Origin of the sequence: Microbacterium sp. AISO3 (assembly GCF_002204305.1) — a bacterium.
GTDB classification, from domain to species: Bacteria; Actinomycetota; Actinomycetes; order Actinomycetales; family Microbacteriaceae; genus Microbacterium; species Microbacterium arborescens.
In genome coordinates this window covers 47206-64075 of record NZ_NHRF01000231.1, presented here as the reverse complement: position 1 = coordinate 64075, position 16870 = coordinate 47206, and the positions used below count along the sequence as shown (strand labels likewise).

Below are 16870 nucleotides of genomic sequence, written 5' to 3'. Positions count from 1 at the left end.
GGGACGTAATGGACGTGTTGCACGATCGGGTGGCAGCAGTACTGGCGGGAGCCGCCGTGGGCGATGCGCTCGGCGGTGCGACGGAGGGCTGGACCCCGGAGCAGATCGAGGAGCGGCACGGCGGACGTGTCGAGGGGATCGTCGGTCCCTTCCTGCCCGACTGGCGCACGGCTCGCCCCATCGCGCCGTACCACAAGGGCGACGGACACGTCACAGACGACACCCTCATGACCCACGCGCTCATCGAGGTGTACGCCAAGCAGCGCCGGCACCTCGACGCGTACGACGTCGCGAGCGACCTCGTGCCCCTCATGATGGGCGAGCGCCGCTGGATCCCTGAGCTCGAAGACGAAGCGCTCATCCTGCAGCGCGTGTTCCTCGCCGAGAAGTGGCTCGTCATGAAGCTGCACTACGGCCACGCCGACCCCCGTGAGGCGGGCGTCGGCAACGTCGTCAACTGCGGCGCGACGATGTACATGGCCCCCGTCGGCCTCGTGCACATCGGCGACCCGCGCGGCGCGTATGCCGAGGCCGTCGACATCACCGGCGCGCACCAATGGTCGTACGGTCGCGAGGCCGCTGGCGTGTTCGCGGCCGCCGTCGCCGCATCCGCCACTCCGGGAGCAACGGTCGACGATGTTCGACGGGCGGTGATGGATGTCGCGCACGACGGCACCGCCGCCGCCATCCGCGCCGTGTTCGAGGCCGTCGACGCCTTCCGCGCCGCCGGCGGATCCGACGATCCGCGTGAGCTCGGTCGCATCATCCGCGACGCGGTGCGGCCCTTCGACACCGTGGGCGAGGCCTACCGGTCACCGGCCATGGACGCGCGTCTTCCCTCGCGGACGAAGGCCATCGAGGAGCTCCCCGTCGCGCTCGGCTTCGTCGTCGCCCACGACGGCGACCTGCGTGCCGCCGTGCTGGACGCGGTGAACTACGGCCGCGACGCCGACTCGATCGCCACGATGGCGGGCGCGATCTGCGGTGGGCTCCACGGCAGCGCCGCCGTTCCCGAGGAGTGGGTGCGCGAGGTCGTGACCGCGAGCCGCCTCGACCTCGATGGCGTCGTCACCACGATGGTCGAGGTCGTGCGCGACGTCGCCCGTGCCGATGCCGAGCGGGCTGCCGCGCGTGCAGAGTCGCTGACGTCTTTGCTGTCGGTGGGGGCAGAGGCGTGAGACTGACGTGGGCTCAGCCCGAAGACCTGGTGCCGGCGGAACTCGCGGCGCTGCGCGAGCAGGGGGTGCCCGACGACGAGCTGTCGGCGATCGAACGGCGCTGGGCGGATGCCGGCGGAGCGACGGTCCTCGCTCCCTCCGGAGCCAGCGCGACACCGGCATCCGCCGAACTGCGCGCGGCGGCGCGTCGCGTGCTCGATGAGTTGCAGGCACTGCAGCGCCCGAGCGCTGACGAACCCGATGAGTGGGAAGCGATCGAAGCACTGCTTCCCGCACAACCCGAGCCGAGCGCTGACCGCGGCGCTGCGTTCGACCGCGTACACGGCGCGTGGCTGGGCCGATCGGCGGGGTGCCTGCTCGGCAAGCCGGTCGAGAAGATCCCGCGCGAAGGCATCGAGCAGATCGCGCGTGCCACGGGGAACTGGCCGATCAGCGGCTACTTCACCGCGCGCGGCCTGCCCGCCGATGTCGCGGAGCGCTGGCCCTGGAACCGCCGCTCCGCCCCGACCTCGCTCGTCGAGAACATCGCCGGGATGCCCGAGGACGATGACCTGAACTTCCCGCTCCTCGCCCTCGACCTGCTCGAGCGGCACGGCTCCGCGCTGACGACCGATGATGTCGCCGAGGCCTGGCTCGCGGCCCTGCCGGCGGGGCGGGTGTTCACCGCCGAACGCGCTGCGTACCGCAACATCCTCGACGCCCGGCCGGTGCCCGAGACCGCGACCCACCGCAACCCGTTCCGCGAGTGGATCGGCGCCCTCATCCGCGCCGACGTGCACGGGTGGGCGCACCCCGGCGATGTCCGGGCCGCGGCCCACTCGGCGTGGATCGATGCGCGGCTCAGCCACACCCGCAACGGCCTGTACGGCGCCATGTGGGCGGCCGCTCTCTGCGCGGCATCCCTCGTCGCCGACTCGACGGATGCCGTGCTGGATGCCGCCGACACCGTCGTGCCGCCCGCCTCCCGCCTGGCCGCGGCCGTACGGTTCGGACGCGAGACCGGCCGAGCGCTCGCCACGCGCGAGCTCACGACGGCGGGTGCGCTCGACGCCCTGCACGGCGAGTTCGCCGGGATGCACTGGGTGCACACGCTGAACAACGCCGCGCTCACCGCCTGTGCGCTGCAGGCCCACGATCGCGACTTCGGTGCCGCCGTCGCGCTCGCCGTCGCCGGCGGCTGGGACACCGACTCGGTCGGCGCCACGGTCGGCTCGGTGCTCGGCGGCCTGCTCGGAGCGGACGGCGTCGGGCCTGCCTGGACCGCGCCGCTGAACGACAGCATCGCGACCTCGATGCCCGGCGGACCGCAGCGATCGATCCGCGAGCTCGCCGAGCGGACGGTCGCGCTCGCGGAGGGAACCTCGTGAGCGTCGTCGTCGTCGGCAGCATCAACCAGGACGTCGTCGCCCGCGTCGCCCGCATCCCCGCTCCCGGCGAGACGCTGCTCGCATCGTCGCTCGTCCGGACCGGCGGGGGGAAGGGTGCGAACCAGGCCGTCGCCGCCCGGCGTGCCGGGGGAGCGGAGGTCGCCTTCGTGGGCGCGGTGGGAACGGATGCCGTGGGCGAGGCGCTGCGCACGGCGCTCGAGGCCGACGGCATCGACGTCTCGGGAGTGGTGCAGGTCGACGAGGTGACCGGAACAGCGCTCATCTCGGTCGATGCATCGGGCGAGAACGCCATCGTCGTCGCCGCCGGCGCCAACGCCGCGCGCGATTCCCTGAGCGACGCGCAACGCGCCGTCGTCGCCTCAGCCTCGGTTCTGCTCACGCAGCTCGAGATTCCGGTGGCTCTGGTACGCGACGCCGCAGCGACCCGGGGCGAGGGAGCCTGGCACGTGCTGAACGCTGCGCCGTCCGCACCCTTCGCCGCCCGCCGCGACGAACTGCTCGCGGCCACCGACGTGCTGGTCGTGAACGAGCACGAGGCCCTCGAGGCGGCGGGCGTCGGAGACCTCGACGAGGCCATCGCCGACCTCGCCCGCACGGTGCGCGGACTCGTCGTCACGCTCGGTTCTCGCGGCTGCCTGGTCGTCTGCGGTGACGAGCGCACCGAGGTGCCGGCCCATGTCGTGACGCCGGTCGACACGACGGGCGCCGGCGACACCTTCTGCGGTGTGCTGGCCGCCGCGCTCGCCGCCTCCGGACGCCGCCCCGACGCCGTCGATCTCCGTCTGCTCGCGGATGCCGCGCGCGCCGGTGCTGCGGCATCCGCCCTTGCCGTCACGCGCCCCGGTGCGCAGGACGCGGTGCCCACAGCCGACGAGGTCGCCGCCTTCCGGAAGGAGAACCGACCGTGAGCGGTGGATTCGATCCCCTGGTCCCGCGCGAGATCGACCGCCCGACGCCGGTGCCGCTCGATGCCGACGTGCGCTCGGGCGACGCCGCGGTCGTGCTCGACGACGCGAAGATCTTCGTCGCGCCGACGGATCCGGCCGACCTCGGTGCATGGCGTGCCCAGCTGACGACGTGGCGCGAAGGCGCTCGCGAACGGCACGGCGTGCCGACCCGCTACGAACAGCCCGAGTCCGCGTGGGCGAGCCGGTGCTTCACGGTCGCCCAGGTCTGGCTCTGGGACGAGCTGTTCTTCGACTTCGACGAGCAGCGCTTCACGCCGGAACGCTTCATCGCCGACGCGCAGCGCCGGTTCGGCGGTCTCGACGGGATCGTGCTGTGGCACGCCTACCCCGTCATCGGCATCGACGACCGCAACCAGTGGGACTTCTACGCCGTGCCGGGGCTCGTCGAAGCCGCCGAGGCGCTGCGCGCTGCCGGTGTGGCCGTGTTCGTCGACTACAACCCGTGGGACGTCGGCACGCGGCGCTCGGGAGGCGACGCCGCGGAGCTCGCCGCGACGGTGCGGCGCCTCGGCGCAGACGGCGTCTTCCTCGACACGCTGCGGAAGGCCGACCCCGATCTCGTCGCGGCCCTGGACGCTGCGCGCCCGGGCATCGGCTTGGAGGGCGAGTCGAAGCTCGCGACCGAGCGCATCGCCGACCACACCCTGTCGTGGGCGCAGTGGTTCGCCGACTCGGAGGTGCCCGGCGTGCTGCGCGCCCGGTGGTTCGAGCGCCGACACATGCAGCACCACATCCGCCGGTGGCACCGCGACCACGCAGAAGAGCTGCGCTCGGCATGGCTCAACGGCGTCGGCGTGATGGTGTGGGAGGTCGTCTTCGGCGTCTGGGTCGGGTGGAGCGACCGCGACGCCGCGACCCTTCGACGGATGCTGCCCGTGCAGCGCGGCATGCACCGCTGGCTGGTCGAGGGGGAGTGGACGCCTCTTGCCGTGCACGACGCGCCGGTATTCGGGTCGGCGTTCGAGCTCGACGGGGTGACGCTGCTGTGCCTCGTCAACACGTCGGGCGCCGACGTCGAGTTCGAGCTCGAGTCGGGGGGCCGGTGGGTGCCGCTGCACGAGCCCGGCGATCGGGTGTCGTCGGTGACGGTGCCGGCCGGTGGCGTCGCCGCCGCAGTCCGAATGGCCGGGGATGCCGCGGACACGGCGGACGCCGACGTGCCGCCGGTCGTCGCGGAGGTAAAGGCCGCGCTGCGCGATGAGCCGCCGGTGGCGGACGGGTCGTTCCCGCACCGCCGAGCTCGGCGCCTCACCGCTCCGGCGTGGGCCGGGCCGATGCGCGACACCGGCGTGCGGGATGAGGTCCAGACAGTGACCGTGACGCCCGGAACGCACCTGCTCACGGTGCGGTTCCGTGCGCGCGAGACCGGGATGTACGAGGGCGCACCCTACGTCGACGAGTGGAAGCCGCTGCCGCCCCGCCTGCACGATCAGCGGACGCTCGAACGCATCGTCGAGGTGCGGCATCCCGTGCGCGTCGGGGCGGCCGAGGTGACCGAGGCCGAGTACGCGCGGTTCCTCGACGCGATCGGCGAAGACGCGGAGGCCCGTGACCCCGAGCGTCCGGCGACGCGGGTGACCTTCGCGCGGGCCCGGGAGTACGCCGCATGGGTCGGCGGACGTCTCCCCACCGAGGACGAGTGGCAGCTCGCGGCATCCGATCCGTCGTTCCGGCGGCGCACGCCGGAGGTGTGGAACTGGACCGAGTCGGAGCACTCCGACGGCCGCACCCGCTTCGTCATGCTCAAGGGCGGCAGCGCCCACCGCAGCGAGGGCTCGGACTGGTACTTCGACGGCGGCGTGCAGACGCCGGAGTTCTCGGCCAAGCTTCTCCTGCCGGGACTCGGCCAGGACGCGTCGCCCTCGATCGGATTCCGCGTCTGCTGGGAGGACCGCTCGTGACCCCGCTCGACGGACTGCGCGTCATCGACGCCTCGACCCTCTTCGCCGGCCCGATGGCGGCGATGCACCTCGGCGACATGGGAGCCGAGGTCGTCAAGGTCGAGCATCCGACCAAGCCCGACCCGGCACGTGGTCACGGTCCGAGCAAGGACGGCCAGAACCTGTGGTGGAAGACGCTCGGCCGCAACAAACGGACCGTCGCGATCGACCTGCACACCGCCGACGGGCGCGAGGCGTTCCTGCGCCTGGCCCGCACCGCGGACGTCGTCGTCGAGAACTTCCGCCCCGGAACCCTCGAGCGCTGGGGACTCGGGTACGACGAGCTGTCTGCCGAGAATCCCGGCCTCGTACTCGCCCGCGTCACCGGATTCGGGCAGATCGGGCCGTACCGCAGTCGCCCCGGATTCGGCACGCTCGCCGAGGCGATGAGCGGGTTCGCCGCCGCGACGGGCGAGCCCGACGGGCCGCCGACCCTTCCGCCGTTCGGCCTCGCCGACGGCATCGCTTCACTCGCGACCGCCTACGCGATCATGACCGCGCTGCACGCCCGCGACCGCGACGGCCGCGGGCAGGAGGTGGATGTCGCGATCATCGAGCCGATCCTCGCGATGCTCGGCCCGCAGATCACGCGCTGGGATCAGCTCGCGACCGTGCAGCCCCGCACCGGCAATCGATCGGCGAACAACGCGCCGCGCAATACGTATCGCACGGCCGACGGTTCGTGGGTCGCCGTGTCGACGAGCGCGCAGTCGATCGCCGAACGGGTCGTGACCCTCGTCGGCCGTCCCGACCTCGCCGCCGAGCCGTGGTTCGCCAGCGGGTCGAGCCGGGCCCAGCACGCCGACGAGCTCGACGAGGCCGTCGGCAGCTGGATCGCGCAGCGCACGCGCGACGAGGTGATCGGGGCGTTCGAAGCGGCGCAGGCCGCCGTCGCCCCGGTGTACGACCCCTCCGACATCGTCGCGGACCCGCAGTTCCAGGCGTTGGGCACGGTCCACCGCATCCACGACCCCGATCTCGGCGAGATGGCGATGCAGGGACCGCTGTTCCGGATGTCGCGCGACGAGTCGACGATCGCGTTCACCGGTCGGGCTCACGGCGCCGACACCGCCGAGGTGCTCGCCTCGCTCGGCTACACCGACGACGACATCGCCCGCATGCGTGCCGAGGGATCGGTCGCATGACCCGCCCGATCGTGGTCGCGTTGTATGCGCCCGCCGACCGCCCCGAGCGCTTCGAGAAGGCGCTGGATGCCGGAGCGGATGCCGTCATCGTCGACCTCGAGGACGCCGTGGCACCCTCGCGCAAGGCATCGGCGCGGGCTGCGCTCGCCGACTTCACCGCGGCGTGGGCGTCGCGAGGGGCTGCCGCGCCGGCAGTGCAGGTCAGGGTGAACGCTCGGGGCGCACGGACGCACGACGAGGACGTCGCTGCTGTCGCGGATCTGCCCGCGGTGTTCGGCATCCGCCTTCCGAAGACGCAGTCGGCGGATGACGTCGCGGCGGTCCGAGCCGCCGCACCCGGGCGCGAGATCCATGCCCTGCTCGAGTCGGCGCTCGCGATCGAGCGGGCGTTCGAGATCACGCAGGCCGGGGTCGCGTCGGTCGCGGTGGGCGAGGCCGACCTGCGCGCGGAGATCGGCGTGCCCGCCGGGCGTGAGGGGGAGCCCGGGCTCGCGTGGTCGCGCGCGCGGGTCGTGAACGCCGTGGCGGCGGCCGGTCTGCCGCTGCCGCTCATGGCGGTGTGGGCGGACGTCGCCGACCTCGAGGGCCTGGAGGCGAGCTGCCGGGTCGGTCGTGCGCTCGGCTACGCGGGGCGGACGGCCATCCATCCGCGGCAGATCGAGGTGATCCGGCGGGTCTTCACCCCCGACGCCGACGAGGTGGAGCGCGCGCGGCGCATCGTCGAGCGGGTGCGCACGGCGGCCGCCGACGGCACGGGCGCGTTCGTGCTCGACGACGGCACCTTCATCGACATCGCGATGGTCAAGGCTGCGCAACGCATCCTCGCCGCCGCGCCCTGACCCTCGCTGCATCCGCCGGGCCCCCTGCATCCTTCGCATCCGAGGTCCCGGTTGGGCCGGTTACCGAGCCGGAATTCCCGGCCGAAGTGGGACCTCGGTGGGGGATCAGCGGGTGATCACGCGGTACGGCACTTGATGGTGCACGCCGGCCTGCGTGGTCGCGTCGCTCAGGATGTCGAGGATCGACGCCGCCGCCTGCTCGACACCGTGGTCGACGGTCGAGAACGCGGGGATGTGGAAGCGCCCCTCTTCGATGTCGTCGAAGCCCATGACCTGCACGCGGTCCGGCACGGAGATGCCGTGGGTGCCGAGGGTGTACAGCGCGCCGAGGGCGAGGCTGTCGCTGAAGCAGAACAACGCATCGACATCGGTTCCGCTCGCGAGAAGGCGTGCGACTGCCGTCGATCCTTCGGCGCGGTTGAACTGATCGACCGAGGCGTACAGCGCCGGGTCGTCGGCGATGCCCGCTGCGGCCAGCGCTCGCCGGTACCCCTCGAATCGGAGTCGAGAGGTGGCAGTGGGCCCGGCTTCCTGCACGCCTACCGCGGCGATGCGACGTCGCCCCTGCTCGATGAGCTGCGTGGTGGCTGCTGCCGCCGCCGAGACGTTGTCGATGCCGACGTGATGCACCGAAGGGTTCACGAGCTCTTCGGCCTGCTCTCCGATCAGCACGAGCGGAGGAACGCTCGGCCGGTCGCGCACATCGTCGGCGGTCAGGGCTAGCGGACTCATCACGATCCCGTCGAGCGCGGGGAAGCCCTCGCCGGCCATCATCGCCAGCTCCGCGGCACGGGCGCCGCCCGTCTGCGCGATGAGAACCGTCAATGACCGGGTCTGCGCGGTGGTGACGAACTGCGACGCGAACTCGGCGAAGTAGGGCTCTCGCAGATCGGGGAGGACGAGCGCGATCAGTCCGCTGCGCCCGTTCCGCAGTTGCCGTGCGGCGAGGTTCGGTCGGTACCCCAGCTCGTCGATCGCAGCGAGGATGCGCCGTCGCATCTCGTCGCCGACCCATCCCGTTCCGTTCACGACGTTGGAGACGGACTTCGCGCTCACGCCGACACGAGCGGCGACGTCGGCGAGTGTGACGCGGGTCATGCAGGCTCCTGTCGAGCAGTTCCTAGGGTCGCTGTTGACTCTAGTTCAGCGTGGAACTATCGTGTAGTTCAACGTGGGACGGAAAGCGGTTTCCATCCCGTCTGCGGGCGGGTCAGTGACAACGCCGGCATCGATGCCGGCAGAGGGAGTCAATGCAGTGGAGCAGGATGCCGGTCGAGAGCCCGACACGGTGCGTGCGAGCACGCTCGAACCGGCGCGGCCGCGTCCGCAGCTCGTGCGCGACTCGTTCCTCCTGCTCGACGGGGAGTGGGGGTTCGCTCACGACGATGACGACCGAGGCGTCGCCGAGCGGTGGTTCGACGGCCGTGACCTGGCCGGCAGCATCCTCGTGCCTTTCCCGCCCGAGTCGCCGGCCTCGGGCGTCGGCGAGACGGGGTTCCATCCGATCGTCTGGTACCGCCGGACGCTGACCGACGCCGACCTCGCCGCCGCCGGACACCGGTCGGAGCAGCGTGCGATTGTGCGCTTCGGTGCCGTCGACTATCGGGCCACCGTCTGGGTGGACGGGCAGATGGTCGGCAGCCACGAGGGCGGCCACACCCCCTTCGCCGTCGACATCACCGACGCGCTCGACGGTGACGCTCGCGAGCATGTCATCGTCGTGCGCGCCGAGGACGACCCGCACGACCTCGCGCAGCCTCGAGGGAAGCAGGACTGGGAGGAACAGCCCCACTCGATCTGGTACCACCGCACGACGGGGATCTGGCAGTCGGTGTGGCTCGAGTCCGTCGCGCCGCAGCACATCACCGCGCTCAACTGGACCAACGACCTCACCGACGGCACGGTGACCCTCGAGCTCCGACTGAGCCGGCCCGGTCGCGCGAGCGCGAGCGTCCGCATCGCGCACGAAGGTCGGGAGCTCGCCGCCGCGACCATGCGGACGAGCGGCACGAGGGCGACGTTGACGATCGCCCTGGACGGACAGCGAAACGGTCAGAACTACGAACGCCTGCTCTGGAGCCCAGACCGGCCCACCCTGCTCGACGCCTGGATCGAACTGACGGATGACGGTGGCCGAACGGATGCCGTCGCGAGCTACCTCGGTCTGCGCAGCGTCTCCTGGAGCGACGGCGCGCTGCTGCTCAACGACCGCCCGGTGACGCTGCGGTCGGTTCTCAGTCAGGGGTACTGGCCCGAGTCTCACCTCGCGGCCCCCTCGCCCGACGCACTGCGACGCGAGGCCGAGTTGATCGCCGAGCTCGGCTTCAACTCGGTGCGCGTGCACCAGAAGGTCGAGGACGACCGGTTCCTGTACTGGGCGGACCGGCTCGGACTCCTGGTGTGGGGCGAGATGGCCGCGACGTACACGTTCGACGAGCGAGCCGTGCAGCGGACGACCGCGGAGTGGACGGAAGCCGTGCTCCGCGACCGGGCGCACCCCAGCATCATCACGTGGGTGCCGCTCAACGAGAGCTGGGGCGTGCAGCACATCGCCTCGCGCTCGGATCAGCGGGCTTTCGCCGAAGCGCTGTTCCACCTGACGAAGGCGCTCGACCCCACCAGGCCCGTCATCTCCAACGACGGGTGGGAGCTCGGTACCTCCGACCTGTGGACCCTGCACGACTACGAGGCGGACGGCGGCATCCTCGCCCGCCGCTACGACGTCGACGCGGTCGAGCTGCGCAAGCTCGTCTCGGGCATCGGCCCGGCCGGTCGCCGCGTGCGTCTGCCCGGAACGGCCGACAGCGGACAGCCGGTCATGCTGACCGAGTTCGGCGGGGTGAAGTGGGCGGCTGATGCGAGCCCGGATGATTCCTGGGGCTACTCCGAAGCGCGCGGCGCCGAGGAGTACGGCCGGATGGTCGCGGCGATCCTCCGCGCGGTGCAGTCGGGCACGCGAGGCTTCACCGGCCGACCCGACGGGCTCGCCGGCTGGTGCTGGACGCAGCTCACCGACACCATGCAGGAGCGGAACGGCCTGCTCACCGAAGCCCGGAAACCCAAGCTGCCCGTCGAGACGATCCGCTCACTCGTCCAGGGAACCGACACCGACTGACCTCGGCCGGCTCTCGACCGGCCACCGCCATCGACACCCCGGGCCCATGCCCGCTCAATGAGGAGGAATCATGATCAAGAGACTGCCCGCATCGCTCGCCTTCGTCGGAGCCGCAGCACTTCTGCTCGCCGGCTGCGGCACGGGAAGCGGCTCGAACGCCGCCCCCGAGGAGATCACCTTCGACGACCAGACCGCAGCGAAGATCAGCTTCTCGTGGTGGGGGAACGAAGACCGTGCCGCCCGTTTCGAAGAGGTCGTGGCGCTCTTCAACGAGCAGTACCCGAACGTCGAGGTGGTGCGCAACTTCAACGCCTGGGGCGACTACTGGACTGCGCGCAACACCGAGGCGGCGGGAAAGTCGCTTCCCGACGTGGTGATGATGGATGCCGGCTACCTCGGCGAATACGCCAGCAAGGGTCTGCTCGCCGATCTCTCGCCCTACCGCGACTCACTGCTCCCGCTCGACGGCGTCAACGATCAGGTGCTGGGATCGGGAACCGTCGACGACGAACTCGTCGGCGTCCCGCTGGGCACGAACGCCTGGTCGATGATGTACAACAAGGACATCCTCGACTCGTTCGGCATCGACTATCCGACCGACGACATGACCTGGGACGAGTTCAACGACTTCGTCCTCGAGGTCAACGCGGCGGGAGCGTCATCCGAACCCCGGATCTACGGGGCGGAGGACTACACGGGCGGCCTCCCGAACTTCATCTACCACCTCATGCAGGACGGCAACCCGGTCTTCGAGGAGAACGGTGCGCCCGCGTTCGACGAGAACGATGTGATCGAGTACCTCGACTCTGCCGCCGACCTCCGCGACGACGGCGACTTCTACCCCGTCGAGCGCAGCGTCGCCCTCTCGCCCAGCGGGGGCTTCCTCGCCGGTGAGACGGCGATCTGGTTCAACTTCTCGACGACGGTGCTGCAGGGCATGACGGATGCCGGCACCGAGAACATCGGCATGGTGCAGCCGCCGCTCGAGAAGGGCCAGGACGAGCATGTGCTCGCGCCCAAGCCGAGCATGCTGCTGAGCGTGGCGAAGAACTCCGACCAGCAGCAGGCCGCTGCTGCCTTCGTGAACTTCCTCACCACCTCGCCCGAGGTCGCGACGATCTTCGGTACGTCGCTCGGCACACCGCCGACGGAGGCTGGACGTGATGCGATCGATCAGACCGCAGCCGACACCGTCAACCTCGACTACCTCGCATCCATCGACGATGAGCTGACGGCGAGCTACCCGATCCTCCCCGCGGGCTACGGCACCATCGAGGCCAAGTGGGGAGAGCTGCACGAGCAGCTGAGGTACGGCGACCTGACCACGAAGCAGTTCGCGCAGGAGCTGTTCTCGGAGATCTCGTTGGTGCTCGGCTCCTGACCGCTCCGCACGACCCTGCCGTACGGCCGAGACGCCGGTTCGCAGGAGAAAGGAACAAGCCATGACTGCTGCAGCCGTCGTCCCGGTTCGTGCGGGCTCGACCGTGCGGGCTCGACGCGAGACGCGTGCCGGCTATCTCTTCCTGAGCCCGTGGCTCATCGGGTTCTTCGCCCTGACCGCGGGGCCGATGGTCGCCTCGCTCGTGCTGTCGTTCACCGACTACAACCTGTTCAACGATCCCGAGTTCATCGGCGTGGACAACTACACGCGCATGTTCTCCGACCCGAACTTCCTGCAGGCGGTCAAGGTCACCGGGATCTACGTGCTGGTCGGTACGCCGCTGAAGCTCGTTGCCGCGCTCGGTGTGGCGCTGCTGCTGAACGCACCGCGCCGGGGCCAGGGGTTCTACCGGTCGGCGTTCTACCTGCCCTCGCTGATCGGCGGCAGCGTCTCGATCGCGATCGTGTGGAAGGCGATGTTCATCGACGACGGCATCGTCGCGCAGATCGGCTCGTTCTTCGGCGGGCCACCCGCCTCGGAGGGCGGATGGGTGGGCGACCCGGCGCGCACGCTGCCGCTGCTCATCCTGCTGACGGTGTGGCAGTTCGGCGCGCCGATGGTGATCTTCCTCGCGGGGTTGAAGCAGGTGCCGCCCGAGCTGTACGAGGCGGCCTCCGTCGACGGCGCCGGACCGGTGCGCCGGTTCCTCTCGATCACGATCCCGATGCTGTCGCCCGTGCTCTTCTTCAATCTGCTCCTCGAGACGATCCACGCCTTCCAGGTGTTCAACTCGGCCTACATCATCTCCAACGGCAGCGGTGGGCCGGCCGGGTCGACGCTCTTCTACACGCTCTACCTCTACCTGCGGGGATTCCGAGATTTCCAGATGGGCTACGCCTCGGCGATGGCCTGGGTGCTCGTGATCGCCGTCGGGCTGGTCACGCTCATGCTGTTCCGCACATCGCGGGCGTGGGTTCACTATGCGGGGGACGAACGATGACGAACACGATCACCCAGACCGAGCTCATCACGACCGACTCGTCGTCGCGGCGACGCGGCCGCGAGCACGCGGGAGGGCGGGGCTGGCGCACGCGGGGGAGCGCAGCGGTCTTCCACGTGCTCGCGATCGCCGTGCTCGTCGTCATCCTCTATCCGGCGGCGTGGATGGTGATGTCGTCGTTCAAGCCGGGCAACGAGATCATCGGCTCGGTGAGTCTCGTGCCGGAGAGCTTCTCCCTCGAGAACTACGCGACCGCCTTCGCCGGCATCGGGGGAGTCTCGTTCTGGACGTTCGTCGTGAACTCCCTCATCCTCGCGGTCGCCTCGGTCGTCGGGGTCGTGCTCTCGTGCTCGGTCACGGCGTACGCGTTCGCCCGCATCCGGTTCCGCGGCAGCAAGGTCTTCTTCCTGTGCATGATCGCGACGATGCTCCTGCCGTTCCACGTCGTGATCATTCCGCAGTACATCGTGTTCAATCAGCTCGACATGATCAACACCTACTGGCCGCTGCTGCTGGGGAAGTTCCTCGCGGCCGACGCCTTCTTCGTGTTCCTCATGATCCAGTTCATCCGGGGTCTGCCGCGCGATCTCGACGAGGCCGCGCGCATCGACGGCGCCGGCCATGCGCGCACCTTCACCGCCGTCATCCTGCCCCTCATGCGACCCGCGCTCGTCACGAGCTCGATCTTCGCGTTCATCTGGTCGTGGAACGACTTCTTCGGGCCGCTCCTGTACCTCAAGGATCCGGGCATGTACACGATGCCGCTGGCTCTGCGCCTTTACGTCGACCAGACCTCGACCAGCGACTACGGCGCACAGATGGCTATGGCGATCCTCGCCCTGGTGCCCGTGGTGCTGTTCTTCCTCGCCTTCCAGCGGTACCTGGTGGCGGGCGTCGCGACGGAGGGGCTCAAGGGATGACCTCCGCGCGCAGGACAGACGGATCGCCCGAGAGCCGCGCGGTCTTCGGCGGCTCGGGCGTCGCCGGGTTCGGCGAGATGTTCGTGGTCGGCATCGGGGTGACGCTCCTGTCGCTGCCGCTCGTGACCCTGGCTCCGGCCTTCGGCGCAGGGGTGCAGCACTTCCGCGCACACCTCGACGACGAGCCCGACTCGATCCGACTCTTCGCTCTGCGCGGCCTCCAGGCAGTGCGTTCGGGCTGGTGGTTCGGTGCGGCCTGCGCCGTGGTCATCGCGCTCCTCGCCCTGAACGCGGTCGGGGCGGCACAGGGGGCGCTTCCCGGCGGGACGGTCTTCGCGATCATCAGCGGCGGACTGGCGGTCGTGGTCGCCGTCGCGATGCTGCGAACCGCGGCGCTCTGGACGCCGGGTGCGCGGTGGATCGACCTCTGGCGGGAGGGGCGCGGCATTGTCGTCGACGACCCGATCGGAACATCGCTGGTGCTGGTGGGCCTCGGGGTGAGCGCGACCGTCGTATGGATGCTGCCGCCCCTCATCGTGATCGCGCCCGGGCTCGTCGTCGTGTCGCTCGTCGGTGCCGAACGCCGCCGCGCTGCGACATCATCGAGGAGAGCCGCGTAGGCGCGGCCCCGATCGGAGGAGAGCACGATGCAGTGGGATCTCGACGGCAAGGTCGTCGTCGTCACCGGAGCGGGTCGCGGCATCGGCCGCGCCATCGCCGAGACGTTCATGCGCGAGCGCGCCGTCGTCGTCGCGACGGACATCGCCGAAGATGCGGTGGCCTGGGCCGACGACGCACGCCGCGACGCGGAACTCGACGGTGCCTCGCTGGCGTGCGACGTGCGGTCGTCCGCTTCGGTGCGGCAGGCCGTGGATGCTGCGCTGAGCCGGTTCGGACGCGTCGACGTGCTGGTGAACAACGCCGGCATCCTGGGTGACGGGCTCATCGAGGACGCCGATGCCGAGACCTGGAACCGCGTCTTCGACGTCAACGTCACCGGCACGTTCCGCACCTGCCATGCGGTCATCCCCGCGATGAAGCGGCAGGGCGGGGGCCGCATCGTCAACGCGGCCTCGTTCGCGGCCATCGTCCCCAGTGTCGGCGGTGCGGCCTATGCGGCATCCAAGGCCGCTGTCGTCCAGTTCACCAGAACACTCGCGGGAGAACTGGGCCCCTGGGGGATCACCGCGAACGCGTACGCTCCGGGCATGATCCCCACCGACATGAACGGCTTCGCCGACAAGCCGCACGACGAGCAGCGTCGCCTGCTCGACACGCTCACGCTGCGGCGCTGGGGTGACCCGCGCGAGGTGGCGGACGCCGTCTGCTTCCTCGCGAGCGATGCCTCGCGCTACGTCACGGGCACGCTGCTCGATGTGAGCGGCGGCAAGTTCGCGACCCAGTTCCCCCAGCGCGCGTACGAGATGGCGGCCCGGGCATGACCTCCACCATCGCCTCCCAGCGACGCGTCGCATGGATCACCGGAGCCGGCAGCGGGATGGGCCGCGCCGCCGCGCTGGCCCTGGCCCCCGACCGGCGCCTCGCGCTCAGCGGACGGCGCCACGACGTGCTCGCCCAGACGGCGCGCGAGGTCGCGGATGCGGGCGGCGAGGCGATCGTGCTGCCGTTCGACGCCCGGGACACGGGCGCGGTGAGTGCGGCGCGTGACGAGATCCGTCATCGGTGGGGCCGCATCGACGAGCTCGTCCTCGCCGCCGGCCTCAACTCGCCGCGGCGGACGTGGGAGAACCAGTCGGTCAGCGAGGTCGAACAGGTCATCGACACGAACCTCCACGGCGTCATCCACGTGATCGACGCAGCGCTCCCGGACCTCCGGGCATCCGGTTCGGCCGTCGTCGTCGTGGTGTCGTCGATCGCAGCCTGGCGCTTCTCGCCCGTCGCGGGTGTCGCCTACAGCGCCAGCAAGCGCGCGCTCGCCGCTGTCTGCGAGACCTTGAACGCGCAGGAGGCTGCCGCCGGCATCCGCGCGTGCCACCTGTGCCCGGGCGACGTCGACACGGAGTTCTTGAGCCTCCGGCCCGAAGTGCCGGATGCGGACGCCCGCGAGCGGATGTTGACTCCCGACGACATCGGGCGAACGGTGCGCTTCATCATCGATGCGCCCCCGCACGTGCGTATCGACGAGCTGGTGATCAGCCCGGTCGCGCGGCCCTGAAGGCGCGAGGGTGCACGTCTGCACGGTGTCGGGGGCTCCGGACCGTGCAGGTGCGCGTCCTCGCTGCTGTATGTGGCGCCGGGAACTCGGTTACACACACGAAACACATCAGCAATTTCCGACGCGCTCGCCCGGTATACGCTCTGCTTACTGACACCGATCAGTGTGATTACCGACACCCCAGGAGAGCGATGGACGACGCGAATCTCGGCCCCCGCGTGCGGGAACTGCGCGCCCTGCGCAAGATGTCGACGCGCGAGCTCGCACGACGCGCATCGATCAGCGCCGGCTACGTGAGCCAGATCGAGAACGGCCAGGCCAACACGAGCCTGGACGTCGTCCGCCGGATCGCCGGGGCGTTCAGCATCCCGTGGACCGAGCTCTTCAGCGCTCAGCCCACCCTCGGCACGATGCTCCGCAAGGAGGAGCGCCCCATGCTGGCCGCGGGCAACGACGTGCGGCACTTCCGCATCACGCAGCCCCCGCTCGGCAACGTCGAGGTGCTCGTCTCGGAGTACGAGCCCGGCCACGGTGAGGGAAGCGACAGCTACACGCACGGCGATTCGCAGGAGGTGTGCGTCATCCTCCGCGGCGACTTCCGGTTCCGGCTCGGCGATCAGGAGTTCGAGCTCACCGCCGGCGACAGCATCGACTACCGCACCTCCACGCCGCACAGCATCGTCAACATCGGCGATGCGGTGGGCGAGGCCCTCTGGGTCGTGACGCCACCCTCGGAGAATCCGCCCCGGACGGACTGACCCCGTCCCTCAGCTCCCGGTGCCGTCCTGCTCCCGACGGACGGCACCGGTGTTCGGCCATG

Annotated in this window: 15 protein-coding genes; 14 read left to right on the top strand and 1 reads right to left on the bottom strand. The window is 70.5% G+C overall.

What is annotated here, in order from left to right:
* Nucleotides 1-8 precede the first annotated feature (8 nt).
* Genes CBF90_RS17400 through CBF90_RS17375 form a run of 6 tightly spaced genes read left to right on the top strand, consistent with a single transcriptional unit; the run spans nucleotide 9 to nucleotide 7458 of the window.
* The gene (locus CBF90_RS17400) at nucleotides 9-1178 is read left to right on the top strand and encodes an ADP-ribosylglycohydrolase family protein (RefSeq protein WP_088379752.1); all 1170 of its coding nucleotides are present in this window, start codon (nucleotides 9-11) and stop codon (nucleotides 1176-1178) included.
* Nucleotides 1175-2545: an ADP-ribosylglycohydrolase family protein gene (locus CBF90_RS17395; RefSeq protein WP_088379753.1), complete on the top strand. Its 1371-nt coding sequence runs from the start codon at nucleotides 1175-1177 to the stop codon at nucleotides 2543-2545. Before CBF90_RS17400 ends, CBF90_RS17395 begins: the two co-directional genes overlap by 4 nt.
* Nucleotides 2542-3474: a ribokinase gene (locus tag CBF90_RS17390; protein WP_088379754.1), complete on the top strand. Its 933-nt coding sequence runs from the start codon at nucleotides 2542-2544 to the stop codon at nucleotides 3472-3474. The genes CBF90_RS17395 and CBF90_RS17390 overlap by 4 nt, the downstream gene beginning before the upstream one ends.
* On the top strand, nucleotides 3471-5435 hold the full coding sequence (locus CBF90_RS17385) for an SUMF1/EgtB/PvdO family nonheme iron enzyme (protein ID WP_088379755.1): 1965 nt from the start codon (nucleotides 3471-3473) through the stop codon (nucleotides 5433-5435). Before CBF90_RS17390 ends, CBF90_RS17385 begins: the two co-directional genes overlap by 4 nt.
* Nucleotides 5432-6619, top strand: a complete 1188-nt coding sequence (locus CBF90_RS17380) for a CaiB/BaiF CoA-transferase family protein (RefSeq protein WP_172407766.1) — start codon at nucleotides 5432-5434, stop codon at nucleotides 6617-6619. Before CBF90_RS17385 ends, CBF90_RS17380 begins: the two co-directional genes overlap by 4 nt.
* On the top strand, nucleotides 6616-7458 hold the full coding sequence (locus CBF90_RS17375) for a CoA ester lyase (RefSeq protein WP_088379756.1): 843 nt from the start codon (nucleotides 6616-6618) through the stop codon (nucleotides 7456-7458). Before CBF90_RS17380 ends, CBF90_RS17375 begins: the two co-directional genes overlap by 4 nt.
* Nucleotides 7459-7563: 105 nt before the next feature.
* Here CBF90_RS17375 and CBF90_RS17370 read toward each other — a convergent pair whose 3' ends face one another.
* On the bottom strand, nucleotides 7564-8556 hold the full coding sequence (locus CBF90_RS17370; RefSeq protein ID WP_071918861.1) for a LacI family DNA-binding transcriptional regulator: 993 nt from the start codon (nucleotides 8554-8556) through the stop codon (nucleotides 7564-7566).
* Between the two features lie 133 nt (nucleotides 8557-8689).
* Here CBF90_RS17370 and CBF90_RS17365 point away from each other — a divergent pair, with 133 nt between their 5' ends.
* From CBF90_RS17365 to CBF90_RS17330, 8 genes are all read left to right on the top strand, one after another.
* Nucleotides 8690-10573, top strand: coding sequence for a glycoside hydrolase family 2 protein (locus CBF90_RS17365; protein WP_088379757.1), 1884 nt, complete (start codon nucleotides 8690-8692; stop codon nucleotides 10571-10573).
* A gap of 70 nt (nucleotides 10574-10643) precedes the next feature.
* The gene (locus CBF90_RS17360; protein WP_023953503.1) at nucleotides 10644-11954 is read left to right on the top strand and encodes an ABC transporter substrate-binding protein; all 1311 of its coding nucleotides are present in this window, start codon (nucleotides 10644-10646) and stop codon (nucleotides 11952-11954) included.
* 61 nt (nucleotides 11955-12015) lie between these two features.
* Nucleotides 12016-12954, top strand: coding sequence for a carbohydrate ABC transporter permease (locus CBF90_RS17355; RefSeq protein ID WP_023953505.1), 939 nt, complete (start codon nucleotides 12016-12018; stop codon nucleotides 12952-12954).
* Nucleotides 12951-13874 (top strand): carbohydrate ABC transporter permease, encoded by a 924-nt coding sequence (locus CBF90_RS17350; RefSeq protein WP_023953506.1) that lies wholly within the window; start codon nucleotides 12951-12953, stop codon nucleotides 13872-13874. The genes CBF90_RS17355 and CBF90_RS17350 overlap by 4 nt, the downstream gene beginning before the upstream one ends.
* Nucleotides 13871-14494, top strand: a complete 624-nt coding sequence (locus tag CBF90_RS17345; RefSeq protein WP_088379758.1) for a hypothetical protein — start codon at nucleotides 13871-13873, stop codon at nucleotides 14492-14494. Before CBF90_RS17350 ends, CBF90_RS17345 begins: the two co-directional genes overlap by 4 nt.
* 27 nt (nucleotides 14495-14521) lie before the next feature.
* Nucleotides 14522-15316, top strand: coding sequence for an SDR family NAD(P)-dependent oxidoreductase (locus CBF90_RS17340; protein WP_088379759.1), 795 nt, complete (start codon nucleotides 14522-14524; stop codon nucleotides 15314-15316).
* Entirely contained in the window at nucleotides 15313-16050 is a 738-nt protein-coding gene (locus CBF90_RS17335; protein WP_088379760.1) for an SDR family oxidoreductase, read from the top strand. Before CBF90_RS17340 ends, CBF90_RS17335 begins: the two co-directional genes overlap by 4 nt.
* A 191-nt stretch (nucleotides 16051-16241) precedes the next feature.
* Nucleotides 16242-16808, top strand: coding sequence for a helix-turn-helix domain-containing protein (locus tag CBF90_RS17330; protein WP_064955313.1), 567 nt, complete (start codon nucleotides 16242-16244; stop codon nucleotides 16806-16808).
* Nucleotides 16809-16870: the final 62 nt, after the last annotated feature.

Coding starts and splice junctions, on each gene's coding strand:
- CBF90_RS17370 (WP_071918861.1), bottom strand. CDS start 8,556: ATGACCCGCGTCACACTCGCCGACGTCGCCGCTCGTGTCGGCGTGAGC.
- CBF90_RS17400 (WP_088379752.1), top strand. CDS start 9: ATGGACGTGTTGCACGATCGGGTGGCAGCAGTACTGGCGGGAGCCGCC.
- CBF90_RS17375 (WP_088379756.1), top strand. CDS start 6,616: ATGACCCGCCCGATCGTGGTCGCGTTGTATGCGCCCGCCGACCGCCCC.
- CBF90_RS17365 (WP_088379757.1), top strand. CDS start 8,690: ATGCCGGCAGAGGGAGTCAATGCAGTGGAGCAGGATGCCGGTCGAGAG.
- CBF90_RS17330 (WP_064955313.1), top strand. CDS start 16,242: ATGGACGACGCGAATCTCGGCCCCCGCGTGCGGGAACTGCGCGCCCTG.
- CBF90_RS17340 (WP_088379759.1), top strand. CDS start 14,522: ATGCAGTGGGATCTCGACGGCAAGGTCGTCGTCGTCACCGGAGCGGGT.
- CBF90_RS17355 (WP_023953505.1), top strand. CDS start 12,016: ATGACTGCTGCAGCCGTCGTCCCGGTTCGTGCGGGCTCGACCGTGCGG.
- CBF90_RS17345 (WP_088379758.1), top strand. CDS start 13,871: ATGACCTCCGCGCGCAGGACAGACGGATCGCCCGAGAGCCGCGCGGTC.
- CBF90_RS17360 (WP_023953503.1), top strand. CDS start 10,644: ATGATCAAGAGACTGCCCGCATCGCTCGCCTTCGTCGGAGCCGCAGCA.
- CBF90_RS17350 (WP_023953506.1), top strand. CDS start 12,951: ATGACGAACACGATCACCCAGACCGAGCTCATCACGACCGACTCGTCG.
- CBF90_RS17335 (WP_088379760.1), top strand. CDS start 15,313: ATGACCTCCACCATCGCCTCCCAGCGACGCGTCGCATGGATCACCGGA.